General features: G+C 67.0%; 30 protein-coding genes. 23 read left to right on the forward strand and 7 right to left on the reverse strand.

Going from position 1 to position 25,111, the window contains the following annotated elements; translation table 11 throughout:
* Positions 1-88 precede the first annotated feature (88 nt).
* From N5I75_RS20015 to tuf, 6 genes are all read left to right on the forward strand, one after another.
* Positions 89-3,988, forward strand: coding sequence for a DNA-directed RNA polymerase subunit beta' (locus tag N5I75_RS20015; RefSeq protein ID WP_476679275.1), 3,900 nt, complete (start codon positions 89-91; stop codon positions 3,986-3,988).
* Between the two features lie 178 nt (positions 3,989-4,166).
* The gene (locus tag N5I75_RS20020; RefSeq protein ID WP_476679559.1) at positions 4,167-4,649 is read left to right on the forward strand and encodes a DUF1707 and DUF4190 domain-containing protein; all 483 of its coding nucleotides are present in this window, start codon (positions 4,167-4,169) and stop codon (positions 4,647-4,649) included.
* A 297-nt stretch (positions 4,650-4,946) separates the two neighbouring features.
* Positions 4,947-5,318: a 30S ribosomal protein S12 gene (rpsL, locus tag N5I75_RS20025; protein ID WP_003948652.1), complete on the forward strand. Its 372-nt coding sequence runs from the start codon at positions 4,947-4,949 to the stop codon at positions 5,316-5,318.
* A gap of 2 nt (positions 5,319-5,320) precedes the next feature.
* Positions 5,321-5,791, forward strand: a complete 471-nt coding sequence (gene rpsG / locus N5I75_RS20030; protein ID WP_119286186.1) for a 30S ribosomal protein S7 — start codon at positions 5,321-5,323, stop codon at positions 5,789-5,791.
* Between the two features lie 39 nt (positions 5,792-5,830).
* Positions 5,831-7,957, forward strand: a complete 2,127-nt coding sequence (gene fusA, locus N5I75_RS20035) for an elongation factor G (RefSeq protein WP_476679276.1) — start codon at positions 5,831-5,833, stop codon at positions 7,955-7,957.
* Positions 7,958-8,101: 144 nt separating this feature from the next.
* Positions 8,102-9,295, forward strand: coding sequence for an elongation factor Tu (tuf, locus tag N5I75_RS20040; RefSeq protein ID WP_361080989.1), 1,194 nt, complete (start codon positions 8,102-8,104; stop codon positions 9,293-9,295).
* A 510-nt stretch (positions 9,296-9,805) separates the two neighbouring features.
* Here the strand turns inward: tuf and N5I75_RS20045 are convergent.
* The 7 genes from N5I75_RS20045 to N5I75_RS20075 form a co-directional block, all read right to left on the reverse strand.
* Complete coding sequence (locus N5I75_RS20045) at positions 9,806-11,626, reverse strand: PIG-L family deacetylase (RefSeq protein WP_476679277.1); 1,821 nt, start codon at positions 11,624-11,626, stop codon at positions 9,806-9,808.
* 409 nt (positions 11,627-12,035) lie between these two features.
* Positions 12,036-12,509 carry a hypothetical protein gene (locus N5I75_RS20050; RefSeq protein ID WP_476679278.1) on the reverse strand — a complete coding sequence of 158 codons (474 nt, stop codon included), beginning with the start codon at positions 12,507-12,509 and terminating at the stop codon, positions 12,036-12,038.
* A 35-nt stretch (positions 12,510-12,544) separates the two neighbouring features.
* Complete coding sequence (locus N5I75_RS20055; RefSeq protein WP_476679279.1) at positions 12,545-13,246, reverse strand: hypothetical protein; 702 nt, start codon at positions 13,244-13,246, stop codon at positions 12,545-12,547.
* Between the two features lie 70 nt (positions 13,247-13,316).
* Positions 13,317-13,832 carry a hypothetical protein gene (locus N5I75_RS20060; protein WP_476679280.1) on the reverse strand — a complete coding sequence of 172 codons (516 nt, stop codon included), beginning with the start codon at positions 13,830-13,832 and terminating at the stop codon, positions 13,317-13,319.
* Entirely contained in the window at positions 13,829-15,262 is a 1,434-nt protein-coding gene (locus N5I75_RS20065) for a hypothetical protein (RefSeq protein WP_476679281.1), read from the reverse strand. Before N5I75_RS20065 ends, N5I75_RS20060 begins: the two co-directional genes overlap by 4 nt.
* A 27-nt stretch (positions 15,263-15,289) precedes the next feature.
* A complete protein-coding gene (locus tag N5I75_RS20070) occupies positions 15,290-16,108 on the reverse strand; it encodes a hypothetical protein (protein ID WP_476679282.1) in 819 nt (272 codons plus the stop codon).
* Entirely contained in the window at positions 16,105-16,431 is a 327-nt protein-coding gene (locus tag N5I75_RS20075; RefSeq protein WP_476679283.1) for a hypothetical protein, read from the reverse strand. The genes N5I75_RS20070 and N5I75_RS20075 overlap by 4 nt, the downstream gene beginning before the upstream one ends.
* A 561-nt stretch (positions 16,432-16,992) precedes the next feature.
* Here N5I75_RS20075 and rpsJ point away from each other — a divergent pair.
* From rpsJ to rplF, 17 genes are all read left to right on the forward strand, one after another.
* Positions 16,993-17,301 (forward strand): 30S ribosomal protein S10, encoded by a 309-nt coding sequence (gene rpsJ, locus N5I75_RS20080; RefSeq protein ID WP_003948644.1) that lies wholly within the window; start codon positions 16,993-16,995, stop codon positions 17,299-17,301.
* Between the two features lie 17 nt (positions 17,302-17,318).
* Positions 17,319-17,963 carry a 50S ribosomal protein L3 gene (rplC, locus tag N5I75_RS20085; protein ID WP_394433423.1) on the forward strand — a complete coding sequence of 215 codons (645 nt, stop codon included), beginning with the start codon at positions 17,319-17,321 and terminating at the stop codon, positions 17,961-17,963.
* Between the two features lie 5 nt (positions 17,964-17,968).
* Entirely contained in the window at positions 17,969-18,622 is a 654-nt protein-coding gene (gene rplD / locus N5I75_RS20090; RefSeq protein ID WP_338697305.1) for a 50S ribosomal protein L4, read from the forward strand.
* Positions 18,622-19,038: a 50S ribosomal protein L23 gene (gene rplW, locus N5I75_RS20095; protein WP_164304029.1), complete on the forward strand. Its 417-nt coding sequence runs from the start codon at positions 18,622-18,624 to the stop codon at positions 19,036-19,038. The genes rplD and rplW overlap by 1 nt, the downstream gene beginning before the upstream one ends.
* 39 nt (positions 19,039-19,077) lie before the next feature.
* Positions 19,078-19,914 (forward strand): 50S ribosomal protein L2, encoded by an 837-nt coding sequence (gene rplB / locus N5I75_RS20100; RefSeq protein ID WP_361080969.1) that lies wholly within the window; start codon positions 19,078-19,080, stop codon positions 19,912-19,914.
* Positions 19,915-19,926: 12 nt separating this feature from the next.
* Positions 19,927-20,208 carry a 30S ribosomal protein S19 gene (rpsS, locus tag N5I75_RS20105; RefSeq protein WP_018528354.1) on the forward strand — a complete coding sequence of 94 codons (282 nt, stop codon included), beginning with the start codon at positions 19,927-19,929 and terminating at the stop codon, positions 20,206-20,208.
* Positions 20,209-20,250: 42 nt separating this feature from the next.
* Positions 20,251-20,598 (forward strand): 50S ribosomal protein L22, encoded by a 348-nt coding sequence (rplV, locus tag N5I75_RS20110; protein WP_004571827.1) that lies wholly within the window; start codon positions 20,251-20,253, stop codon positions 20,596-20,598.
* Entirely contained in the window at positions 20,598-21,434 is an 837-nt protein-coding gene (rpsC, locus tag N5I75_RS20115) for a 30S ribosomal protein S3 (RefSeq protein ID WP_394433427.1), read from the forward strand. Before rplV ends, rpsC begins: the two co-directional genes overlap by 1 nt.
* A gap of 5 nt (positions 21,435-21,439) precedes the next feature.
* Positions 21,440-21,859 carry a 50S ribosomal protein L16 gene (gene rplP / locus N5I75_RS20120; RefSeq protein WP_059424836.1) on the forward strand — a complete coding sequence of 140 codons (420 nt, stop codon included), beginning with the start codon at positions 21,440-21,442 and terminating at the stop codon, positions 21,857-21,859.
* Entirely contained in the window at positions 21,859-22,083 is a 225-nt protein-coding gene (gene rpmC, locus N5I75_RS20125; protein WP_052580777.1) for a 50S ribosomal protein L29, read from the forward strand. Before rplP ends, rpmC begins: the two co-directional genes overlap by 1 nt.
* Entirely contained in the window at positions 22,083-22,367 is a 285-nt protein-coding gene (gene rpsQ / locus N5I75_RS20130) for a 30S ribosomal protein S17 (RefSeq protein WP_156722919.1), read from the forward strand. The genes rpmC and rpsQ overlap by 1 nt, the downstream gene beginning before the upstream one ends.
* 97 nt (positions 22,368-22,464) lie before the next feature.
* Positions 22,465-22,833 carry a 50S ribosomal protein L14 gene (rplN, locus tag N5I75_RS20135; RefSeq protein ID WP_003974257.1) on the forward strand — a complete coding sequence of 123 codons (369 nt, stop codon included), beginning with the start codon at positions 22,465-22,467 and terminating at the stop codon, positions 22,831-22,833.
* Positions 22,834-22,835: 2 nt separating this feature from the next.
* On the forward strand, positions 22,836-23,159 hold the full coding sequence (gene rplX / locus N5I75_RS20140) for a 50S ribosomal protein L24 (protein ID WP_356374883.1): 324 nt from the start codon (positions 22,836-22,838) through the stop codon (positions 23,157-23,159).
* Positions 23,159-23,716, forward strand: a complete 558-nt coding sequence (gene rplE / locus N5I75_RS20145; protein ID WP_361080959.1) for a 50S ribosomal protein L5 — start codon at positions 23,159-23,161, stop codon at positions 23,714-23,716. The genes rplX and rplE overlap by 1 nt, the downstream gene beginning before the upstream one ends.
* A gap of 5 nt (positions 23,717-23,721) precedes the next feature.
* Complete coding sequence (locus N5I75_RS20150) at positions 23,722-23,907, forward strand: type Z 30S ribosomal protein S14 (RefSeq protein WP_004571834.1); 186 nt, start codon at positions 23,722-23,724, stop codon at positions 23,905-23,907.
* Between the two features lie 240 nt (positions 23,908-24,147).
* A complete protein-coding gene (rpsH, locus tag N5I75_RS20155) occupies positions 24,148-24,546 on the forward strand; it encodes a 30S ribosomal protein S8 (RefSeq protein ID WP_028812365.1) in 399 nt (132 codons plus the stop codon).
* A 24-nt stretch (positions 24,547-24,570) separates the two neighbouring features.
* A complete protein-coding gene (gene rplF / locus N5I75_RS20160) occupies positions 24,571-25,110 on the forward strand; it encodes a 50S ribosomal protein L6 (protein WP_476679284.1) in 540 nt (179 codons plus the stop codon).
* Position 25,111: the final 1 nt, after the last annotated feature.

Raw genomic sequence — 25,111 nt, forward strand, 5'->3', positions numbered from 1 at the left:
GGCGGGGGGCTCTCCACGAGCCCCCCGCCGCCCCCGCGACCCCCGTTTCAGACCACAGACTTACAACCCTGAGAGGGATTGACGCATAGTGCTCGACGTCAACTTCTTCGATGAGCTCCGGATCGGTCTGGCCACCGCTGACGACATCCGTCAGTGGAGCCACGGCGAGGTCAAGAAGCCCGAGACCATCAACTACCGCACCCTCAAGCCGGAAAAGGACGGGCTCTTCTGCGAGAAGATCTTCGGCCCCACCCGGGACTGGGAGTGCTACTGCGGCAAGTACAAGCGTGTCCGCTTCAAGGGCATCATCTGCGAGCGCTGTGGCGTCGAGGTCACCCGCGCCAAGGTGCGCCGTGAGCGGATGGGCCACATCGAGCTCGCCGCGCCCGTCACGCACATCTGGTACTTCAAGGGCGTTCCGTCGCGTCTGGGCTACCTGCTCGACCTCGCCCCGAAGGACCTCGAGAAGGTCATCTACTTCGCCGCGTACATGATCACGTACGTGGACGAGGAGCGCCGTACCCGCGACCTGCCCTCCCTCGAGGCGCACGTCCAGGTCGAGCGTCAGCAGGTCGAGAACCGCCGCGACTCCGACCTGGAGGCCCGCGCCAAGAAGCTCGAGACCGACCTGGCCGAGCTGGAGGCCGAGGGCGCCAAGGCGGACGTGCGCCGCAAGGTGCGCGAGGGTGCCGAGCGCGAGATGAAGCAGCTGCGCGACCGTGCGCAGCGCGAGATCGACCGTCTGGACGAGGTCTGGTCCCGCTTCAAGAACCTCAAGGTCCAGGACCTCGAGGGCGACGAGCTGCTCTACCGCGAGCTGCGTGACCGTTTCGGCACGTACTTCGACGGCTCGATGGGTGCCGCGGCGCTGCAGAAGCGCCTGGAGTCCTTCGACCTCGACGAGGAGGCCGAGCGCCTCCGCGAGATCATCCGCACCGGCAAGGGCCAGAAGAAGACCCGTGCGCTCAAGCGCCTCAAGGTCGTCTCCGCGTTCCTGCAGACCAGCAACAGCCCCAAGGGCATGGTGCTCGACTGCGTGCCGGTCATCCCGCCGGACCTGCGTCCGATGGTGCAGCTGGACGGTGGCCGCTTCGCGACCTCCGACCTGAACGACCTGTACCGCCGCGTCATCAACCGCAACAACCGCCTGAAGCGGCTTCTCGACCTCGGCGCGCCCGAGATCATCGTGAACAACGAGAAGCGCATGCTCCAAGAGGCCGTCGACGCGCTCTTCGACAACGGCCGTCGTGGTCGCCCGGTCACGGGCCCCGGCAACCGTCCGCTGAAGTCGCTGTCCGACATGCTCAAGGGCAAGCAGGGTCGTTTCCGTCAGAACCTGCTCGGCAAGCGTGTGGACTACTCCGCGCGTTCCGTCATCGTCGTCGGTCCGCAGCTGAAGCTGCACCAGTGTGGTCTTCCCAAGGCCATGGCGCTGGAGCTCTTCAAGCCGTTCGTGATGAAGCGCCTGGTCGACCTGAACCACGCGCAGAACATCAAGAGCGCCAAGCGGATGGTCGAGCGCGGCCGCACGGTCGTGTACGACGTCCTGGAAGAGGTCATCGCCGAGCACCCGGTTCTGCTGAACCGTGCGCCGACGCTGCACCGCCTCGGCATCCAGGCCTTCGAGCCGCAGCTGGTCGAGGGCAAGGCCATCCAGATCCACCCGCTCGTCTGCACCGCGTTCAACGCGGACTTCGACGGTGACCAGATGGCCGTGCACCTGCCGCTCTCCGCGGAGGCGCAGGCCGAGGCGCGCATCCTGATGCTCTCCTCGAACAACATCCTCAAGCCCGCCGACGGCCGTCCGGTGACGATGCCGACCCAGGACATGGTCCTCGGTCTGTTCTTCCTCACCACCGACGGCGAGCTGCGTGACACCAAGGGCGAGGGCCGTTCGTTCGGCTCCACGGCCGAGGCGATCATGGCGTTCGACGCCGGTGAGCTGGCCCTTCAGTCGCAGGTCGACATCCGCTTCCCGGTCGGCACCATGCCGCCGCGCGGCTGGACCCCGCCGGCCGTCGAGGAGGGCGAGCCGGAGTACCAGCCGGGCGACAGCTTCCGGCTGCGTACGTCCCTGGGCCGCGCGCTCTTCAACGAGCTGCTGCCCGAGGACTACCCGTTCGTCGACTACTCGGTGGGCAAGAAGCAGCTCTCCGAGATCGTCAACGACCTGGCCGAGCGCTACCCCAAGGTCATCGTGGCGGCGACGCTCGACAACCTGAAGGCGGCGGGCTTCCACTGGGCGACCCGTTCCGGCGTCACCGTGGCCATCTCCGACGTCGTCGTTCCCGAGGCGAAGAAGGAGATCGTCGCCGGGTACGAGGCGCAGGACGAGAAGGTCCAGAAGCAGTACGAGCGTGGTCTCATCACGAAGGAAGAGCGCACTCAGGAGCTCATCGCGATCTGGACCAAGGCGACCAACGAGGTCGCCGAGGCGATGAACGCGAACTTCCCGAAGACCAACCCCATCTTCATGATGGTTGACTCGGGTGCCCGAGGAAACATGATGCAGATGCGTCAGATCGCCGGTATGCGTGGTCTGGTGTCGAACGCCAAGAACGAGACGATCCCGCGCCCCATTAAGGCCTCCTTCCGTGAAGGCCTGTCGGTGCTCGAGTACTTCATCTCGACGCACGGTGCTCGTAAGGGTCTGGCGGACACGGCTCTGCGTACGGCCGACTCGGGTTACCTCACCCGTCGTCTGGTCGACGTCTCCCAGGACGTCATCATTCGCGAGGAGGACTGCGGCACCGACCGTGGCCTCAAGCTCGCGATCGCCGAGCGCGGCGCCGACGGCGTCCTGCGCAAGACGGACGACGTCGAGACCAGCGTCTACGCCCGCATGCTCGCCGAGGACATCGTCGTCGACGGCAAGGTCATCGCGCCGGCCAACGTCGACCTGGGTGACGTGCTCATCGACCAGCTGGTCGCGCACGGTGTCGAGGTCGTCAAGACCCGCTCGGTGCTCACCTGCGAGTCCGCGGTCGGCACCTGTGCCTACTGCTACGGCCGCTCGCTGGCCACCGGCAAGCTGGTCGACATCGGAGAGGCGGTCGGCATCATCGCCGCCCAGTCCATCGGTGAGCCCGGTACCCAGCTGACGATGCGTACCTTCCACACCGGTGGTGTGGCCGGTGACGACATCACCCAGGGTCTGCCCCGTGTCGTCGAGCTCTTCGAGGCCCGTACGCCGAAGGGTGTCGCCCCGATCTCCGAGTCCGCGGGCCGTGTCCGCATCGAGGAGACCGAGAAGACCAAGAAGATCGTCGTCACCCCGGACGACGGCAGCGACGAGATCCCGTTCCCGATCTCCAAGCGTGCCCGTCTGCTCGTGGGCGAGGGCGACCACGTCGAGGTGGGCCAGAAGCTCACCGTGGGTGCCACCAACCCGCACGACGTGCTGCGCATTCTGGGCCAGCGTGCCGTCCAGGTCCACCTGGTCGGCGAGGTCCAGAAGGTCTACAACTCGCAGGGTGTGTCGATCCACGACAAGCACATCGAGATCATCATCCGGCAGATGCTGCGCCGCGTGACGATCATCGAGTCCGGCGACGCGGAGCTGTTGCCGGGCGAGCTCGTCGAGCGCTCGAAGTTCGAGACCGAGAACCGTCGGGTCGTGACGGAAGGCGGCCACCCGGCCTCCGGCCGTCCGCAGCTGATGGGTATCACCAAGGCCTCGCTGGCGACGGAGTCCTGGCTGTCGGCCGCCTCCTTCCAGGAGACGACCCGAGTGCTGACGGACGCGGCGATCAACGCCAAGTCCGACAGCCTCATCGGCCTCAAGGAGAACGTCATCATCGGTAAGCTCATCCCGGCCGGTACGGGTCTGTCCCGCTACCGCAACATCCGGGTGGAGCCCACCGAGGAGGCCAAGGCCGCGATGTACTCGGCCGTCGGCTACGACGACATCGACTACTCCCCGTTCGGCACCGGCTCCGGCCAGGCCGTTCCGCTGGAGGACTACGACTACGGTCCGTACAACCAGTAAGCGGGAAGCTGCTTGAACCGCAGGGCGGTCATCTCCGGATTTTCCGGGAGGTGGCCGCCCTGCGGCGTTCTGACGCATGATGGGGGGCACGCAAGTGTCCGGGTCCCGGGGGAGTGGTCTCGTGTCGAATTCTTCGTGGCAGCCGGCGCCCTGGCCGCCGCAGGGTCAGCAGTCGTCGATGCTCGCCGCGCACGCGGACCGGGAGCGGGCCGTGGATGTGCTGCGGGCCGGATTCGCCGAGGGGCGGCTGCCGCAGGGGGAGTACGAGAAGCGGGTCGAGCGGGCGTATCAGGCGCGGACCGTGGGCGAGCTGCACGTCCTCGTCGCGGATCTGCCGCAGGGGCCCGTGCCGCAGCAGCAGCCGATGCAGGCCATGGCGCCCGTACCGCGGACGTTCCTGCCGATGCCGCCGCAGCCCGTACCGACCAACGGCAAGGCCATCGGGGCGCTGGTGTGCGGTGTGTCGACGTTCTTCTCGGCGGGGCTCACCGGGATTCCCGCCGTCATCCTGGGCCACATGGCGCGCGGGGAGATCAAGCGGACCGGGGAGCAGGGCGACGGGATGGCCGTGGCCGGGATCGTGCTCGGGTGGCTGACGATCGTGGGATACGTGTTGTTCCTCACCCTGATCATCGCGGCGGTGGGCTCCCAGGGCGCCTGAGCTGCCCCGGCGTGTCCTGGCTGTGGGGTATTTGTTTTGACCACAGCCTATGAGGTAGGTACGCTCAGACCTTGTGCCTGGGGTGTGCCTGGGCTCGTGTGCGTGTCTTCAACCGCACGGCGAGTCCGGATCGATACCGCTTCTGCTTTCAGATCAACGGTTTTGGTCAGGGTCACCGCAATCTGCCGCTCTCTCGCCTTGTCGCGGGGGTCTGCAGTATTCGACACACCCGACCGCGTGGGTCGGAGGGCGTTCCAGGTTAGCTTTACTATTCGGCACACAGAAACCGGAGAAGTAGTGCCTACGATCCAGCAGCTGGTCCGTAAGGGCCGGCAGGACAAGGTCGAGAAGAACAAGACGCCCGCGCTCGAGGGTTCGCCCCAGCGCCGTGGCGTCTGCACGCGTGTGTTCACGACCACCCCGAAGAAGCCGAACTCGGCCCTCCGTAAGGTCGCGCGTGTGCGTCTGACCTCGGGCATCGAGGTCACGGCCTACATCCCGGGTGAGGGACACAACCTGCAGGAGCACTCCATCGTGCTCGTGCGTGGCGGCCGTGTGAAGGACCTGCCTGGTGTTCGTTACAAGATCATCCGCGGCTCCCTCGACACCCAGGGTGTCAAGAACCGCAAGCAGGCCCGCAGCCGCTACGGCGCCAAGAAGGAGAAGTAAGAATGCCTCGTAAGGGCCCCGCCCCGAAGCGCCCGGTCATCATCGACCCGGTCTACGGTTCTCCTCTGGTGACCTCCCTCATCAACAAGGTGCTGCTGAATGGCAAGCGCTCCACCGCCGAGCGCATCGTGTACGGCGCCATGGAGGGCCTGCGTGAGAAGTCGGGCAACGACCCGGTCATCACGCTGAAGCGCGCGCTGGAGAACATCAAGCCGACCCTCGAGGTCAAGTCCCGCCGTGTCGGTGGCGCCACCTACCAGGTGCCGATCGAGGTCAAGCCCGGTCGCGCCAACACCCTCGCGCTCCGCTGGCTCGTCGGTTACTCCCGCGCCCGTCGCGAGAAGACGATGACCGAGCGTCTGACGAACGAGCTGCTCGACGCCTCGAACGGCCTCGGTGCGGCCGTCAAGAAGCGCGAGGACACGCACAAGATGGCCGAGTCCAACAAGGCCTTCGCGCACTACCGCTGGTAGTCGCTACCCACATCGAGACCGAGAGAAGACTGAAGCCTTATGGCTACCACTTCACTTGACCTGGCCAAGGTCCGCAACATCGGGATCATGGCCCACATCGACGCGGGCAAGACGACGACGACCGAGCGGATCCTGTTCTACACCGGTGTGTCGTACAAGATCGGTGAGGTCCACGACGGCGCCGCCACGATGGACTGGATGGAGCAGGAGCAGGAGCGTGGCATCACGATCACCTCTGCTGCCACCACCTGCCACTGGCCGCTCGAGAACAACGACTACACGATCAACATCATCGACACCCCGGGTCACGTCGACTTCACCGTCGAGGTGGAGCGCTCCCTGCGTGTCCTCGATGGTGCCGTGACGGTGTTCGACGGTGTCGCCGGCGTTGAGCCGCAGTCCGAGACGGTGTGGCGTCAGGCCGACCGTTACGGCGTGCCGCGCATCTGCTTCGTCAACAAGCTGGACCGTACGGGTGCCGAGTTCCACCGCTGCGTCGACATGATCGTCGACCGCCTCGGTGCGACCCCGCTCGTCATGCAGCTGCCCATCGGTGCCGAGGCCGACTTCCAGGGTGTCGTCGACCTCGTCACGATGAAGGCGTTCGTCTGGTCGGCCGAGGCCGCCAAGGGCGAGGCCTACGACATCGTCGACATCCCCGCCACGCACACCGAGGCTGCCGAGGAGTACCGCGGCAAGCTGCTCGAGGCCGTCGCGGAGAACGACGAGGAGATGATGGAGCTGTTCCTGGAGGGCACCGAGCCCACCGTGGAGCAGCTGCACGCCGCCGTGCGTCGCATCACCATCGCCTCCGGCAAGGGCGGCGACACCACCGTCACCCCCGTGTTCTGCGGCACCGCGTTCAAGAACAAGGGCGTTCAGCCCCTGCTCGACGCCGTCGTGCGCTACCTGCCGACTCCGCTCGACGTCGAGGCCATCGAGGGCCACGCCGTCAACGACCCGGAGCAGGTCGTCAAGCGCAAGCCGTCGGACGACGAGCCGCTGGCCGCTCTGGCCTTCAAGATCATGAGCGACCCGCACCTCGGCAAGCTCACCTTCGTCCGGGTCTACTCGGGCCGCCTGGAGTCCGGCACCGCGGTGCTGAACTCCGTCAAGGGCAAGAAGGAGCGCATCGGCAAGATCTACCGTATGCACGCGAACAAGCGTGAGGAGATCGAGTCGGTGGGCGCCGGTGACATCGTCGCCGTCATGGGTCTGAAGCAGACCACCACGGGCGAGACGCTCTGTGACGACAAGAACCAGGTGATCCTGGAGTCCATGGACTTCCCGGCGCCGGTCATCCAGGTCGCCATCGAGCCGAAGTCCAAGGGTGACCAGGAGAAGCTGGGTGTCGCCATCCAGCGTCTCTCGGAGGAGGACCCCTCCTTCCAGGTTCACTCGGATGAGGAGACCGGCCAGACCATCATCGGTGGTATGGGCGAGCTTCACCTCGAGGTGCTCGTCGACCGCATGAAGCGCGAGTTCCGCGTCGAGGCGAACGTCGGCAAGCCCCAGGTCGCGTACCGCGAGACGATCCGTCGGGCCGTCGAGCGCGTGGACTTCACCCACAAGAAGCAGACCGGTGGTACCGGTCAGTTCGCCAAGGTGCAGATCGCGATCGAGCCCATCGAGGGCGGCGAGGCGTCGTACGAGTTCGTCAACAAGGTCACCGGTGGCCGCATCCCCCGGGAGTACATCCCGTCGGTGGACGCGGGTGCGCAGGAAGCCATGCAGTTCGGCATCCTCGCCGGCTACGAGATGACGGGCGTCCGCGTCACGCTTCTCGACGGTGCCTACCACGAGGTCGACTCCTCCGAGCTGGCCTTCAAGATCGCCGGTTCGCAGGCCTTCAAGGAGGCCGCGCGTCAGGCGAAGCCCGTGCTTCTTGAGCCGATGATGGCCGTCGAGGTCACCACGCCCGAGGACTACATGGGTGACGTCATCGGCGACATCAACTCCCGCCGTGGCCAGATCCAGGCCATGGAGGAGCGCAGCGGCGCTCGCGTCGTGAAGGGCCTCGTGCCCCTCTCGGAGATGTTCGGCTACGTCGGAGACCTCCGCAGCAAGACGTCGGGTCGCGCAAGCTACTCAATGCAGTTCGACTCCTACGCCGAGGTTCCGCGGAACGTCGCCGAGGAGATCATCGCGAAGGCCAAGGGCGAGTAACTCACCCGAGTTCACGCTTTAGGCTTGACACCATCCGCCGGGGCTCGACCCCATAAGGCAAGATCCCCGGCGGCTGGCTTCCCAGCAAAGATCACCTGGCGCCGATGAAGCAAGGCGTACAGAACCACTCCACAGGAGGACCCAGTGGCGAAGGCGAAGTTCGAGCGGACTAAGCCGCACGTCAACATCGGCACCATCGGTCACATTGACCACGGTAAGACGACCCTCACGGCCGCCATTACCAAGGTGCTGCACGACGCGTACCCGGACCTGAACGAGGCCTCGGCCTTCGACCAGATCGACAAGGCTCCTGAGGAGCGCCAGCGCGGTATCACCATCTCGATCGCGCACGTCGAGTACCAGACGGAGACGCGTCACTACGCGCACGTCGACTGCCCCGGTCACGCGGACTACATCAAGAACATGATCACGGGTGCCGCGCAGATGGACGGCGCCATCCTCGTGGTCGCCGCCACCGACGGCCCGATGCCGCAGACCAAGGAGCACGTGCTCCTGGCCCGCCAGGTCGGCGTTCCGTACATCGTCGTCGCCCTGAACAAGGCCGACATGGTGGACGACGAGGAGATCCTGGAGCTCGTCGAGCTCGAGGTCCGTGAGCTCCTCTCCGAGTACGAGTTCCCGGGCGACGACGTTCCGGTCGTCAAGGTCTCCGCTCTGAAGGCCCTCGAGGGCGACAAGGAGTGGGGCAACTCGGTCCTCGAGCTCATGAAGGCCGTGGACGAGTCCATCCCGGAGCCCGAGCGCGACGTCGACAAGCCGTTCCTGATGCCGATCGAGGACGTCTTCACGATCACCGGTCGTGGCACCGTCGTCACCGGTCGCATCGAGCGTGGTGTCCTCAAGGTCAACGAGACCGTCGACATCATCGGCATCAAGACCGAGAAGACCACCACCACGGTCACCGGCATCGAGATGTTCCGCAAGCTCCTCGACGAGGGCCAGGCCGGTGAGAACGTCGGTCTGCTCCTCCGTGGCATCAAGCGCGAGGACGTCGAGCGCGGCCAGGTCATCATCAAGCCCGGTTCGGTCACGCCGCACACCGAGTTCGAGGCCCAGGCCTACATCCTGTCGAAGGACGAGGGTGGCCGTCACACCCCCTTCTTCAACAACTACCGCCCGCAGTTCTACTTCCGTACCACGGACGTGACCGGCGTCGTGACCCTCCCCGAGGGCACCGAGATGGTCATGCCGGGTGACAACACTGAGATGACCGTTGAGCTCATCCAGCCCGTCGCCATGGAAGAGGGCCTGAAGTTCGCCATCCGTGAGGGTGGCCGGACCGTCGGCGCCGGCCAGGTCACCAAGATCAACAAGTAAGTCCGCTTACTTGCTGGGTCTTGACACCTGGTAGCTCCTGCGAGCTTTGAGAGGGCCCGTACGACCTTTGGTCGTGCGGGCCCTTTCTCATGCGTCGGGTCTCATGCGTCGGGGCGCAGTCGATGCGCCGGGTCGACCGGGGCGCGGGGGCGCGATTCGATGGTTCGGGGGGCGGGGCCGTGCCGGTGTACCTCCTCGGCCGGATCGGTGCCGCCGCCCTCTGAACGCCATAGGCGGGTCGTCCTGTGCTGGGTTCCTGCGGTGTCCTGCGGGGGCACACCGACACGTCCCCTCCCGTCGTGATGCGGGTGCGGCCCGGTGGGGGCGTCCGGAGGTCAGGTGATGTCGATCTCCGCCACGCCAAGGCGACTGCGTCGAGGTTGCCCAAGCTGCCAGGCACGGTGCACGTCCGTATCTCCAAGAACGTGCAGGGTCCTCGGTTCGCCGTTGGCGGCTCCGCCGGGGCCGAGTTCGTGGCGTACGCCTCCGGGAGCTCCTTGAGTACGCCGGTCAGGCCTGCGTCTGTGTCGGGCGCCAAAGCCAAGGCCGGGCATCCGGGGAGTAGCCCGCGATCGTCGGGCCCCGGCGGCCGACGCTGAGGGACGGGCCGTTCAGGGTCACCGGGGCCGTGGCCGGGTGGGTGATGCGGCCCTCGTGGTGGAGCTGGATGCGGCCCGCCAGGTCGGTGCCGACGAGGTAGGGGCCGGCGGCGAGGACGGGACCGTAGCCGGGGAAGTTCACGGCGGGGCCGCCGGGGGAGAGCAGCTGGTCGGAGGCGGGCGGGCGGTAGTAGAGGCGGTCGCCACCGGCGACGTTCGCCACGGCTATCGCGTCGGCGGGGGTCGGGAGACCGGTGAGCGGGTCCGGTCCCTCCGGGGTCCAGTGGTGGACGGTGTAGTGGCCGGGGGCGTAGACGTGCACCTGGCGGTCCGGGCCGATGGCCGCCGTCAGACCGTCCTGGACGGGGCCGCCGCCGAGGTCGCGCCATGCTGACCAGGCGCCGGAGGTGTCACGTATGCGCGTGCTGATGCCCTGGTCCGCGTTGCGTACGAAGAGGTGGACGCGGCCGTCGGGGGCGGTGACCGTCACCGGGACGCCGATGCGGCGGCCACGGTCGGGGTCGGGCTCAGGGTTGCCGAGGCTGGTCCAGGAGCCGTACTTGTGCGGGCCGCGCTGTTCGAGGACGACGATCTCGCGGAGGTTCGTGCTGTTTCGGCCCTCGACGGCGGCGAGGCGGAGGCCGAAGACCAGGTGGCGGCCGTCCGATAGCGCGGCGCTGCTGAGCACCGGGGCGAGCGGGCCGCCGCCGAGGTCGGCCGGGGCGCCGAACGCGCCGTTCTTCTCGTCGTAGCGCACCGCGCGCAGGCCGAGGACGCCGTATGCGGTGACAGCGCCGTCAGGGTTCTGGTGCAGGGCCAGGCGCGGGCCCGGGTAGCGGTAGTGGGTGGCGCGGACCCAGCCCTTGCGGTTGGTGAGGGGGCGGTCGCCGCCGACGTTGTAGTCGCCGCAGCCCGAGGGGTTGCCGCAGTCCCAGTCGGGCGCGGCGCCGTACGGGACGAGGTGCGCGGCTTTCTGGGTGAGGACCTGCGGGGGGAGGTTCTTGGGCCAGTGGTTGTTGTAGTAGCCGCGGAAGGCGGTGGTCGCGAAGGCGGGTGGGCCGCCCTTCGCCGTCTGCGCCCAGCGGATCAGCGCCGCCCAGGTGAAGGACGCCACGGCGGTGTGGTCGGCGTGGTCGGAGAAGCCGATCTGCTCGCTGTCGCGGATCGCGGTGATCCGGTCGCTGAGCTGGATGTCGGGGTCCGGGTCGAGGGTGTGGACCAGGGTGGGGCGGTAGCGCTCGAACAGGGCTACGAGGGTGTCGACCAGGGAGTCGTAGTCGTACGTCTGGACCGTGCGCAGCGGGGAGCCCGTGGGGACGAGGGTGCGCAGGAGCAGGCCGCGCTCGCGCCACAGCGCGGGGACGCCCATGTGCCCGAACGGGGTGTGCATCGACAGGTCGAGGTGGATCAGCTCGACCCGGCGGCCCTGGTGGTCGAGGGTGCTGACCTCGGCCTGGAACCCGTTGCGCAGGCGGATGACGCCGTTGTCCCAGCGGGTGAACATGGGCAGGCCGAGCTGGGTCGCGTAGGACTGGCGCAGGCCCTGGTGGCGGGCGGAGGAGTAGGCGGCCTTGTCGGGGCGCGGATTGCGGTCCTGCGGCGACTTGTTCTGGCCGTGGGCCTCGCCGGCGGTGACGTAGACGCAGACGAGCGGGGTGCCTGCGGCGAGCGAGTGCTGCGTGTCCGGGTTCATGAAGTACAGGTCGTCGTCCGGGTGGGCGAGGATCTGCATCTGGAGCGCACGGTCCGCCTGGGCGGCGGGGCGGCCGGTCGCGGGGGACGGGGCGGATGTGTGCGGCGGGGCGGAGGGGGTGACGCGGGAGCAGGCGGTGAGGGCTCCGGCTCCGGCGAGGGCGGTGGCGGCGGTGAGGATGCCGCGCCGGGAGATTCCGGTACCTGTGCGCCGGGATATAGCTCCGCTAACGGGCTTTTCGGACCCAAATATCGCAGGTCGCTTCCGCACGGTGACGCTCACTCCGTCCGCTGGTGAGGCAGCGGTCGGTAGGTGCGCTCGCCTCTGTTCAGGTGCTTCGGTGCTCAGGCATTTCTGTGTTTCACCTGAGTAGAGGGGGGAATGGGGATTCGGGTTCCATGCGCGTACATGTTCTGTTCATCTGCTGCGTCACAGGCGTACCCGCAGCTCACGGTCCTGATCGCCCGGATCGGTGATGCGGCCGCTGCAACGTCAGCCACTTCGGTGCGTCCCGTACGTCCGCCTCGTAGCCGTACTCCTGCGCGATCCGGACGGCGCGTGCCACACCCAGTTGCCGGTAGTAACTGTCGTCGATCTCGATGCGGCCGTCCCGGTGGCGCCATGTCGTCCCGCTGCTCTGACGGCCTTCGAGGACCGGTGACCGGTTGTCGAACAGGGCCCGCAGCTGGTCCTCCAGCCAGGGGAGGTCGGCGGAGCGTTCCCGGCGCATCCGCTTGCGGTTCAGCCACATGCGGCGGCGCGCGCGGAACCGGCGGCCTGTGCCGGGCATGCCCGGCGCGTCGAGGTCCCAGAGGAAGGTGAAGGGGAGGGACACGAAGTACAGGAACACCAGGACCAGCCAGGGCGCCAGCCACAGTGCCCAGAGCAGCGGGAACCACAGCCATTGCAGCGTGTACCGCACACGCACCGCTGTGAGCGACCTCGGCGGCCCGCTGCTCAAGTGCGGCTCCGGCGGCTCCAGTCGTGCAGGACAGCGAACGGGTAGGCGATACGGATGTTGATGTGCTGGGGCTCGACGCGGTAGACCTTGGTGATGCCCCGGTAGTCAAGGACCGTACGGAGGCCACGCCCTCGCCATCTGACGCGGGTCGGCGGCCTCCAGTTGGAGTCGGTCGTGTCGCCCTCGATCAGGGCGTACACGACCGAGAACACCGCGGCGATCAGCCACACCGGGTACGTCACCACGTACCCCAGCCACGCGTACCAGGTCCCGGCCCGGCCGGTGGATCCGGCGGCGGACCACCGGGTGCGCCGGGGCCAGGGCAGGGAGCGACCGCCCCGGTACGTGACGCGAGCCAGCGGGGCGCCGTCCGCGCCGTGCACGTCGAAAGCGCCGGAGTCCGCGGGGTGGACGGAACACAGCAGCTCACCGCTGCTGCCCTGGACCCAGAACGGCACCGGCGCCGACAGGGACAAAGGCGCGTTGGTTCGCGGCACGCAGACCCGGGCCAACGGCGGCGCCTGGGGGCCCGCGCCCGACAGCCGCAGCGTGGCCGCCATCTCCAGACCCGGCGGAAGTTCCGTCGCCTCGCCCAGGGGGATCGGGTTGATGGAGCTGACCGCGAACGCGTACCGGGGTGGTGCGGCCGTGGCCCAACCGGGCGGAACAGGAGCCGACGGTCGCGGCTGGCGATTCATGCTGCCTTCCGTTCATCGCCGCGGCCCGGTCGCTCATGCGGTGGGCACCGCGCCGGGTCAGGGAGCGCCGTCACCTGTGCGGGCACCGCAGATCCAACCAGCCGGGGAGTTTGCCTTCCGCCCCGTCGGCCAGCTCCCAGCCGAACTCGAGGTGCGCGATCTCCCAGGCGCGCCGGGCGCCTAGCAGCCGGTAGTAACTGTCGTCGATGCCAAGTCGGTGAATACCGCCCGAGCACGGTAGGGGGGCGGGAACACCGGGACGCGGGGGCAGACAGTTGAGCCGGTGATCCGCAAGGAGTACGCGCAGCTCTCGCTCCTGTTCTCGCGGATCGGTGATCCGGTCCAGGTGCAGCCGCTCCCGGTCGATCCACAGCCGTCGGCGCCAGCGCGGCTTGCGCATGCGGCCGTGACCCGACTGCTGGACCTCCACTTCGAGCAGGGTAAGGACGAGTAGCGGAATGCGGGCGAGTAGCCAGAGCACCGGGCCCCATACCCACTGCAGGCAGTAGCGGCTCCAGACCCGCAGCATCGACTTGGGAGGCCGGGGCGCCCAGCCGTTGCCCGTGCCTGGCGTCGTCGTGGTCATCCGAGTGCTCCAAGCCCGTGCTGGATCGCGTCTCTGTACTTCTCGTACTTCCCGTGCACCTCGTCGGAGAAGGCGGTCTCGGCCGACTCGACCATCTTGTAACCGCGGTACGCGGTTTCGGTGCCACGGGAGACCCAGGATGTGGGATCAATGAAGGTCTTGCCGTTCTCACCGAGTTTCACCGCGTCCGCCAAGCCGGGGATTTTGTTGAGCGGAGTGTTGTCGATGATCTTCGGGAAGACGTGTTCGTCCAGGTAGCGAGTGGGGCTGGTCAGAGGCCGCTCGTACCGTACTGCGTCGTTGAAGACCCGCTCGGTGGCCATGGCGAGACGGTCCCTAACGTCGCCTGTGGCGCGGTAGACGGCCTTGCCATCACCGAACATGCCCAGGAACTTCTTCGATTCCAGAACGATCTCGGCATCCTTCGCCTTTCCGGCGATCTCGGCGATCCGCTCTGTGGCTTTGAAGGCGTCCGCTGAGATTTCCACGCCTTTGAAGGCTTGAAAGGCGACTTTGCCGCCTTTCAAGAGGTCCCCGAAGGGAACGAATCCGGCGACGTCGAGACCGATGTCCAGCCAGGAGCCCTTTTTGGCCCCAGCCGCCCATCCGACCGCGTGGAAGCCGAGGGCACCTGCGTTCAGGACGCGACCCAGTGCCTCAAAGACCACCGCGCCGATGACCGTCTCGGAGAAGACGATGGCCAGTACGTCGCAGGCGGCGGCAGCGAGGCCCAGCCAGTCGCCGATCTTGTAGATCGTGTCCGCGTGCTTCTGGATCCACTTCCAGAGGTCGCCGGCCATCTTCGTGAGCTGGTCGCCGATGCCCTTGAGCGTGTCCACGAATTTGTCGAGCAGGCTCTGGTCGGGCGCTAGGTCGGCGGCCTTGCGGATGATGGTGGCCGCGGCGCGGGCCGCCTCGTCGTGGTGCTCCAGGAGGGACCGGGCCTTCTTGATGATGGCGTCGAGGTCGCCCTGCGCCTCGTTCACCCGCTGCACCGCGTGGTCCAGGCGGCGCTGCGCGTCCTGCAGGGCCGCATCGGTGTCGAACGTCTTGCCCGCCAGCTTGAGGTCGGAGCTGCCCTGGGCACTCGTGAGGGTGCGCCGGGCCGCCTCGGCCTCGCGCTCGTAGCGGGCGGCGAGGGTCTGGAACTCCGTCAGCCGGGTGTGCCAGGTGTTCAGCGCGTGCGAGGCGTCCGCCACTGAGCTGTGGCCGTCCGCGAGGTATTTGGGCAGGCTGCCGAGCTTCTTGGTGAAGGCCCCGGCGGCAAGACCCTCCCAGGCGGCGTTGGCCTTCCCCAGCTTGGTCAGCGTCCCGTGTGCCTCGCCGAGCCGCTTGCCCGCCGCCTCCAGGGAGGTGACCAGCTTCTGTACGGAAGCGGGCACCCCCGGAGCGGGGTCGAAGCCGAGTGCGTCGTAGGTCTGCGTGGTCATGGAGTCTCCTCGACTGGCTCGGCGCGGTCAGTACGCGGCAAGGGGGGAGACGGCGGGCTCCGTCGCGGCGTCGTCGGACGCCGCCGGTGCCTGCTCTCCGAAGGTGATCGTGTCGGCGATGTCCGCGAGGACCGCCTGGTAGTGGAAGAGGTCCTGCGCGTCCGGCGTGCTCAGGCACAGGAGCAGCAGCCGGTCCTCGTCGGGGAAGGGAAGCCAGACTTCGATGCGTACGAAGAAGCGCTCCTGCTCCGCAGGGGCAGCGGGATCAGCGGGACCGGCAGTGTCCGCGGCCCCGGCGGCCTTGGCAGTACCCGCAGCCCCACCAAGATCGCTCGGGTCCCCGGGCGGCGCCGACGGCAATTCCCACACCGCGCGCGTACCCGCGATATGTACGACCGCAGGGCCCGCGGGCAGCATGATCGGCTGAACCTCGCCGCTCTCGGCGGACTTGTCCAGGGTCTCGGCGATCCCCGCCGCGCTGAGGTGCGGATCCGGGTTCTCCAGCTCCCGCACGCTGACGGTGAGCGTCGCGCGGCTGAAGCGCTCGGGCGGTTCCACCCCGTCCGCGGTGCCGCCGATGGGGAAGATGCCCAGGGCTTGGTAGACCGCGCCGCCAGCCGTGAGGTCCTGGGCCGTGACCCCGTACAGGACCGTCATCAGCCTGCGCAGCGGCTCCAGCTCCTCGCCCGTACCCCAGTAGTCACCAGCGAACTGCCGCAGCTGCTCGTCGAAGGCCGCCGCGTCGGCGTCGATGCCGAGCGGGATCTCGTGGAATTCGGGCTGTACCTGGAAGCGGAAGGCTGGAGCGGAGACGGGCTCGGCCTCGGGCTCGGGTGCCGCCGTCACCGGGCGGCGCCGTTCTCCGTGACGCCCTTGACCTCGACGGCCCCGACCTTGGCCCGCACCAGGTCCTCGACGTGCTGGAACTCCTTGCCGGCCTTGGCCACCTTCTCGGTGACCCCGCCGGTCGCCTCCGCGATCAGCTTGATCCCGTAGCCCCACTTGTCCTGGAAGTGGTCGCAGGCCTCTTCCAGGCCGTCGTGGCCGGCGCCCTTGGGGCCGATGTCCTTCAGATCGCGCATGGCGGCACGCATGCCGTCCGCGCACGTGCTCAGATCGGTGATGAGCCGCGACATTGCCGCGAACTCGACTTTGCTGTGACCGGCCATGGCCAGGGCCCCCTCGTGCTCAGTAGTGCCCGAACACTCTGGCACGCCTGAGGTGTGGGAATCGCAGCAGGTCACCGCCCGATTGACGGATAACACCAGACCCGCACCGAGCCAACACGCTCCGGTCGCCGGTTTGACCTCAGTCACACACCGGGTAATCTCTACGGCTCGATTGGCCCCCGGCGTGTCCCATGTGGCAGACTGTCGGGGTTGCTCGGTTGAGTGCCGATGCTGCGCGCCTCCCGCCGGGAGGACCGGAAGCGAGTCCCACAGTACTCGTCGCCTTATCTGCCGAAGGTCTGAGAAGACCCGCAGGCAGCACTGGGGCGGACGTACGGGAATCTTTCGGGAAGTGCAGTGCGGTGGCTCGGCCAGGCACCCGGTGGGTTTCTTCCCCCGGACCCGCGGCCTTGGGTGGCCGCAGACCCCTTAGCAGGGAAATCCGTAGGGATATCGCTGTCAGCGGGACTGCGACACGCCCGACCGCGTGGGTCGGAGGGGAGTGTGAAACCGGCCCCCGGGTTCCAGAGCGCTTACGAGAGACAGGACTACTAAGTAGCCATGGCGGGACAGAAGATCCGCATCCGGCTCAAGGCCTACGACCACGAGGTCATCGACTCCTCGGCGAAGAAGATCGTCGAGACGGTGACGCGTACTGGTGCGTCGGTCGCGGGCCCGGTGCCGCTGCCTACCGAGAAGAACGTGTACTGCGTCATCAAGTCGCCGCACAAGTACAAGGACTCGCGCGAGCACTTCGAGATGCGCACGCACAAGCGCCTGATCGACATCCTCGACCCGACGCCCAAGACCGTTGACTCCCTGATGCGACTCGACCTCCCGGCCGGTGTCGACATCGAGATCAAGCTCTGAGGGCCGGTGATCTGAAGATGACCAAGCAGATCAAGGGCATCCTGGGCGAGAAGCTCGGCATGACGCAGGTGTGGGACGAGAACAACCGTGTTGTTCCGGTCACCGTCGTCAAGGCCGGCCCCAACGTCGTGACCCAGGTCCGCACGAACGACGTCGACGGCTACGAGTCCGTCCAGATCGCGTTCGGCGAGATCGACCCGCGCAAGGTGAACAAGCCCCTCAAGGGCCACTTCGCCAAGGCCGACGTCACCCCCCGCCGTCACCTCGTCGAGATCCGTACCGCTGACGCCAGCGAGTACACCCTCGGCCAGGAGATCACCGCTGAGACCTTCGAGTCCGGCGTCAAGGTGGACGTGACCGGCAAGAGCAAGGGCAAGGGCTTCGCCGGTGTCATGAAGCGTCACAACTTCAAGGGCCTCGGCGCCGGTCACGGCACCCAGCGCAAGCACCGCTCGCCGGGCTCGATCGGTGGCTGCGCCACCCCGGGTCGTGTGTTCAAGGGCCTCCGCATGGCGGGCCGTATGGGCAACGAGCGGGTCACCACCCAGAACCTGACCGTTCACGCCGTTGACGCGGAGAAGGGCCTGCTCCTCATCAAGGGCGCGGTTCCTGGTCCGAACGGCGGCCTCGTCCTGGTCCGCACCGCGGCCAAGGGGGCCTGAGGACTATGAGCACCATTGACATTCTGTCGCCCTCCGGCGACAAGACCGGGACCGTAGAGCTCCCGGCCGAGATCTTCGACGTGGAGAAGATCAGCGTTCCGCTGCTTCACCAGGTCGTCGTCGCGCAGCTGGCCGCGGCCCGTCAGGGCACGCACAAGGTCAAGCGTCGTGGCGAGGTCCGCGGTGGCGGTAAGAAGCCTTACCGCCAGAAGGGCACCGGCCGCGCGCGCCAGGGTTCGACCCGTGCGCCGCAGTTCGCCGGCGGTGGCGTCGTCCACGGCCCCACGCCGCGTGACTACTCGCAGCGGACCCCGAAGAAGATGAAGGCCGCGGCCCTGCGCCACGCCCTCACCGACCGGGCCCGCAACGCCCGCATCCACGTCGTCACCGGCGTGGTCGACGGCGGAGTCTCCACCAAGGCCGCGAAGTCGCTGCTCGGCAAGATCTCGGAGCGCAAGAACCTGCTCCTCGTGATCGACCGTGCCGACGAGGCCTCGCTGCTCTCCGCTCGCAACCTGCCCCAGGTCCACATCCTGGAGCCGGGCCAGCTGAACACGTACGACGTTCTCGTCTCGGACGACGTGGTCTTCACCCAGGCCGCTTTCGAGTCCTTCGTGTCTGGCCCCAAGGCCGCTGACACCGAAGGGAGCGAAGCCTGATGGCTACGCGTCACCCGAGCATCGCCTCGAAGGCCGCCAAGGCCGCCAAGGCCGCGCGCGTCGCCAAGGCGAAGCGCCACGCCACCGAGGGCAAGAACACCGTTGAGACGCCGCTGAGCAAGAGCTTCACGGACCCCCGTGACGTCCTCGTCAAGCCGGTCGTCTCCGAGAAGAGCTACGCGCTCCTCGACGAGGGCAAGTACACCTTCATCGTGGACCCGCGTGCCAACAAGACCCAGATCAAGCAGGCCGTCGAGGCGGTCTTCTCGGTCAAGGTCTCCGGGGTCAACACGATCAACCGGCAGGGCAAGCGCAAGCGGACCCGCACCGGCTTCGGCCAGCGTGCGAACACCAAGCGCGCGATCGTGACCCTCGTTGAGGGCGACCGTATCGACATCTTCGGCCAGGCCTCCTAACGGAGCGCCCTGGTCCGAATATCGGACGAGGACTGAGAAATGGGAATCCGCAAGTACAAGCCGACTACGCCGGGCCGTCGCGGCTCCAGCGTTGCCGACTTCGTCGAGGTCACGCGGTCCACGCCGGAGAAGTCGCTGGTCCGCCCGCTGCACAGCAAGGGCGGCCGTAACAACGCCGGTCGAGTGACCGTTCGCCACCAGGGTGGCGGACACAAGCGCGCCTACCGCGTGATCGACTTCCGTCGTCACGACAAGGACGGCGTGCCGGCGAAGGTCGCGCACATCGAGTACGACCCCAACCGCACCGCGCGCATCGCGCTCCTGCACTACGCAGACGGCGAGAAGCGCTACATCATCGCTCCGCGCGGCCTGTCGCAGGGTGACCGGGTGGAGAACGGCCCCGGGGCCGACATCAAGCCCGGCAACAACCTCGCGCTCCGCAACATCCCGGTCGGTACCACGATCCACGCGATCGAGCTCCGTCCGGGCGGCGGCGCCAAGTTCGCCCGCTCCGCCGGTGCCTCCGTGCAGCTGCTCGCGAAGGAGGGCTCGATGGCCCACCTTCGTATGCCGTCCGGTGAGATCCGTCTGGTCGACGTGCGCTGCCGCGCCACGATCGGCGAGGTCGGCAACGCCGAGCAGTCGAACATCAACTGGGGCAAGGCCGGCCGTAAGCGCTGGCTGGGCGTTCGCCCGACCGTTCGCGGTGTGGCGATGAACCCGGTTGACCACCCGCACGGTGGTGGTGAGGGCAAGACCTCCGGTGGTCGCCACCCGGTCTCCCCGTGGGGTCAGAAGGAGGGTCGTACTCGTTCGCCGAAGAAGGCTTCGAACAAGTACATCGTCCGCCGCCGCAAGACGAACAAGAAGCGCTAGGAGCGGGTTTAGATGCCGCGCAGTCTCAAGAAGGGACCCTTCGTCGACGGCCACCTCGTAAAGAAGGTGGACGCTCAGAACGAAGCCGGTTCCAAGAACGTCATCAAGACCTGGTCCCGTCGCTCGATGATCATCCCCAGCATGCTGGGCCACACGATCGCGGTGCACAACGGCAAGACCCACATCCCGGTGTTCGTCACCGAGTCGATGGTCGGCCACAAGCTCGGCGAGTTCTCGCCGACGCGCACCTTCCGGGGTCACGTCAAGGACGACCGGAAGTCGAAGCGCCGCTAAGGCGGGGTGGAATCGACTATGACAAACACCGAAGGGACAACCATGGAAGCCAGGGCCCAGGCGCGGTACATCCGCGTCACGCCCATGAAGGCCCGCCGCGTGGTGGACCTCATCCGTGGCATGGATGCCACGGAGGCTCAGGCGGTCCTGCGTTTCGCCCCGCAGGCCGCGAGCGTGCCGGTCGGCAAGGTGCTGGACAGCGCCATTGCCAACGCCGCGCACAACTACGACCACACCGACGCCTCTTCGCTGGTCATCAGCGAGGCGTACGTGGATGAGGGCCCGACCCTGAAGCGGTTCCGTCCGCGTGCCCAGGGCCGTGCCTACCGGATCCGTAAGCGGACCAGCCACATCACCGTGGTCGTCAGCAGCAAGGAAGGAACCCGGTAATGGGCCAGAAGGTAAACCCGCACGGGTTCCGGCTCGGTGTCACGACCGACTTCAAGTCGCGTTGGTACGCCGACAAGCTGTACAAGGACTACGTCAAGGAAGACGTCGCCATCCGTCGGATGATGACGTCCGGCATGGAGCGCGCCGGCATCTCGAAGGTGGAGATCGAGCGCACCCGTGACCGCGTGCGTGTGGACATCCACACCGCTCGTCCCGGCATCGTCATCGGCCGCCGTGGCGCCGAGGCCGACCGCATCCGCGGTGACCTCGAGAAGCTCACGGGCAAGCAGGTCCAGCTGAACATCCTCGAGGTCAAGAACCCCGAGGTCGACGCTCAGCTCGTGGCCCAGGCCGTCGCGGAGCAGCTGTCCTCCCGCGTCTCCTTCCGTCGTGCCATGCGCAAGAGCATGCAGTCGGCGATGAAGGCGGGCGCCAAGGGCATCAAGATCCAGTGTGGCGGTCGTCTCGGCGGCGCCGAGATGTCCCGTTCGGAGTTCTACCGCGAGGGCCGTGTGCCCCTGCACACGCTCCGCGCCAACGTGGACTACGGCTTCTTCGAGGCCAAGACGACCTTCGGCCGCATCGGCGTGAAGGTCTGGATCTACAAGGGCGACGTCAAGAACATCGCCGAGGTTCGCGCCGAGAACGCCGCGGCCCGCGCCGGCAACCGTCCGGCCCGTGGCGGCAACGACCGCCCGGCCCGCGGTGGCGGCCGTGGTGGCGAGCGTGGCGGTCGCGGTCGTAAGCCGCAGCAGTCGGCTCCGGCCGCCGAAGCCCCCAAGGCTGAGGCGCCCGCCGCTGCTCCGGCTGCTGAGAGCACCGGAACGGAGGCCTGACCGAAATGCTGATCCCCCGTAGGGTCAAGCACCGCAAGCAGCACCACCCGAAGCGCAGCGGTATGTCCAAGGGTGGCACGCAGGTTGCGTTCGGTGAGTACGGCATTCAGGCCCTCACCCCGGCGTACGTGACGAACCGGCAGATCGAAGCCGCTCGTATCGCGATGACGCGTCACATCAAGCGTGGCGGCAAGGTCTGGATCAACATCTACCCGGACCGCCCCCTCACCAAGAAGCCCGCCGAGACCCGCATGGGTTCCGGTAAGGGTTCTCCGGAGTGGTGGGTCGCCAACGTCAAGCCCGGACGCGTCATGTTCGAGCTGTCGTACCCCAACGAGAAGATCGCGCGTGAGGCGCTGACTCGCGCGGCCCACAAGCTGCCGATGAAGTGCAAGATCGTCAAGCGCGAGGCAGGTGAAGCGTGATGTCGACCGGTACCAAGGCGTCCGAGCTGCGCGAGCTGGGCAACGAGGAGCTTGTCGGCAAGCTCCGCGAGGCCAAGGAAGAGCTGTTCAACCTCCGCTTCCAGGCGGCGACGGGCCAGCTCGAGAACCACGGCCGGCTCAAGGCCGTCCGCAAGGACATCGCCCGGATCTACACCCTCATGCGTGAGCGTGAGCTCGGCATCGAGACGGTGGAGAACGCCTGATGAGCGAGAAGAACGTGACTGAAGAGACTGCCGCCCGCGGCTTCCGCAAGACCCGTGAGGGTCTGGTCGTCAGCGACAAGATGGACAAGACCGTCGTCGTCGCCGTCGAGGACCGCGTCAAGCACGCCCTGTACGGCAAGGTCATCCGCCGTACGAACAAGCTCAAGGCGCACGACGAGCAGAACGCTGCCGGCGTCGGCGACCGCGTCCTCCTGATGGAGACGCGTCCGCTGTCCGCCACCAAGCGCTGGCGCATCGTCGAGATCCTCGAGAAGGCCAAGTAATTCTCCGAGGGGTATCCCTCGGGGTTCGTTCCGCCAGGCTCGGCAGGGGTTCGCATAGAACCCCTGCCGGGAACCGGCAGACAAACAGGAGATAGACGTGATCCAGCAGGAGTCGCGACTGCGCGTCGCCGACAACACGGGTGCGAAGGAAATTCTCACCATCCGTGTTCTCGGTGGCTCGGGTCGCCGCTACGCGGGCATCGGTGACGTCATCGTCGCCACCGTGAAGGACGCGATCCCCGGTGGCAACGTGAAGAAGGGTGACGTCGTCAAGGCGGTCATCGTTCGCACCGTCAAGGAGCGCCGCCGTCCGGACGGCTCGTACATCCGCTTCGACGAGAACGCCGCTGTCATTCTGAAGAACGACGGCGACCCTCGCGGCACCCGTATCTTCGGCCCCGTCGGCCGTGAGCTGCGCGAGAAGAAGTTCATGAAGATCATCTCGCTCGCGCCGGAGGTGCTGTAAGCATGAAGATCAAGAAGGGCGACCTGGTCCAGGTCATCACCGGTAAGGACAAGGGCAAGCAGGGCAAGGTCATTGCCGCTTACCCGCGCCAGGAGCGCGTCCTCGTCGAGGGTGTCAACCGGGTCAAGAAGCACACCAAGGCCGGCCCCACGGCCACCGGCTCGCAGGCCGGCGGCATCGTGACCACCGAGGCCCCGATCCACGTCTCCAACGTCCAGCTGGTCGTGGAGAAGGACGGCAACAAGGTCGTCACGCGCGTCGGTTACCGCTTCGACGACGAGGGCAACAAGATCCGCGTTGCCAAGCGGACGGGTGAGGACATCTGATGACTACCACCACGAACCCGCGTCTGAAGCAGAAGTACCGCGACGAGATCAAGGGCAAGCTGCAGGACGAGTTCTCCTACGAGAACGTCATGCAGATCCCCGGTCTCGTCAAGATCGTGGTCAACATGGGTGTGGGTGACGCCGCGCGTGACTCCAAGCTCATGGACGGTGCCGTCCGCGACCTGACCACCATCACCGGTCAGAAGCCGGCCATCACCAAGGCCCGCAAGTCCATCGCGCAGTTCAAGCTGCGCGAGGGCCAGCCGATCGGTGCCCACGTCACGCTCCGTGGCGACCGCATGTGGGAGTTCCTGGACCGCACCCTGTCGCTCGCGCTCCCGCGCATCCGCGACTTCCGTGGTCTGTCCCCCAAGCAGTTCGACGGCCGTGGCAACTACACCTTCGGTCTCACGGAGCAGGTCATGTTCCACGAGATCGACCAGGACAAGATCGACCGCGTCCGGGGTATGGACATCACCGTGGTCACCACGGCGACCAACGACGACGAGGGCCGTGCCCTCCTTCGTCACCTCGGCTTCCCGTTCAAGGAGGCGTGAGCGAGATGGCGAAGAAGGCACTTATTGCCAAGGCTGCTCGTAAGCCGAAGTTCGCTGTGCGTGCTTACACCCGCTGCCAGCGGTGTGGCCGTCCGCACTCCGTGTACCGCAAGTTCGGCCTGTGCCGCGTCTGCCTTCGTGAGATGGCTCACCGTGGCGAGCTGCCGGGCGTGACCAAGAGCTCCTGGTAGTCCCCGCTTTTCGGGACTGCTTGGATCTCTCGGTAAGTAAAGGGTCGGCAGAGGCTCCTGCTCTCATGGCTTAGGCTAGGAGGGTTGGGTGCGCTCTGCCGCCCTGACCGCCCGCGGGCCAGGCCCGCAAATGGATGCTTACTACGCCGTAGGTCCCCGCGCCGCACCCGTCCCGCCCCTGTGTGGGGAGAGGGATGGCGCATACAGGAAACCCCGGCGAGAGAGGCCGAAGGCCAATTCATGACCATGACTGATCCGATCGCAGACATGCTTACGCGTCTGCGGAACGCGAACTCGGCGTACCACGACACCGTGGCTATGCCGCACAGCAAGATCAAGTCGCACATCGCAGAGATCCTCCAGCAGGAGGGTTTCATCACCGGCTGGAAGGTCGAGGACGCCGAGGTCGGCAAGTCCCTCGTCCTGGAGCTGAAGTTCGGCCCGAACCGTGAGCGTTCGATCGCCGGCATCAAGCGCATCTCCAAGCCGGGTCTGCGCGTTTACGCGAAGTCCACCAACCTGCCGAAGGTCCTCGGTGGCCTGGGCGTGGCGATCATCTCCACGTCGCACGGTCTCCTGACCGGCCAGCAGGCAGGCAAGAAGGGCGTGGGTGGGGAAGTCCTCGCCTACGTCTGGTAGCGGAAGGGAACGGAGGAAACAGCTATGTCGCGTATTGGCAAGCTCCCCATCACGGTTCCCGCCGGCGTGGACGTCACCATCGATGGCCGCACGGTCACGGTGAAGGGTTCCAAGGGCACCCTGAGCCACACCATCGTCGCGCCGATCGACATCGCCAAGGGTGAGGACGGCGTCCTGAACGTCACCCGCCCCAACGACGAGCGTCAGAACAAGGCCCTGCACGGCCTGTCCCGCACGCTGGTGGCGAACATGATCACCGGCGTGACCACGGGTTACGTGAAGAAGCTCGAGATCAGCGGTGTCGGTTACCGCGTCCTGGCGAAGGGCTCCAACCTGGAGTTCTCGCTCGGCTACAGCCACCCGATCCTGATCGAGGCGCCCGAGGGCATCTCGTTCAAGGTCGAGTCGCCGACCAAGTTCTCGGTCGAGGGCATCGACAAGCAGAAGGTCGGCGAGGTTGCGGCCAACATCCGCAAGCTGCGCAAGCCCGACCCGTACAAGGCCAAGGGCGTCAAGTACGAAGGCGAAGTCATCCGCCGCAAGGTCGGAAAGGCGGGTAAGTAAG

This window comes from Streptomyces sp. R818, assembly GCF_056172735.1.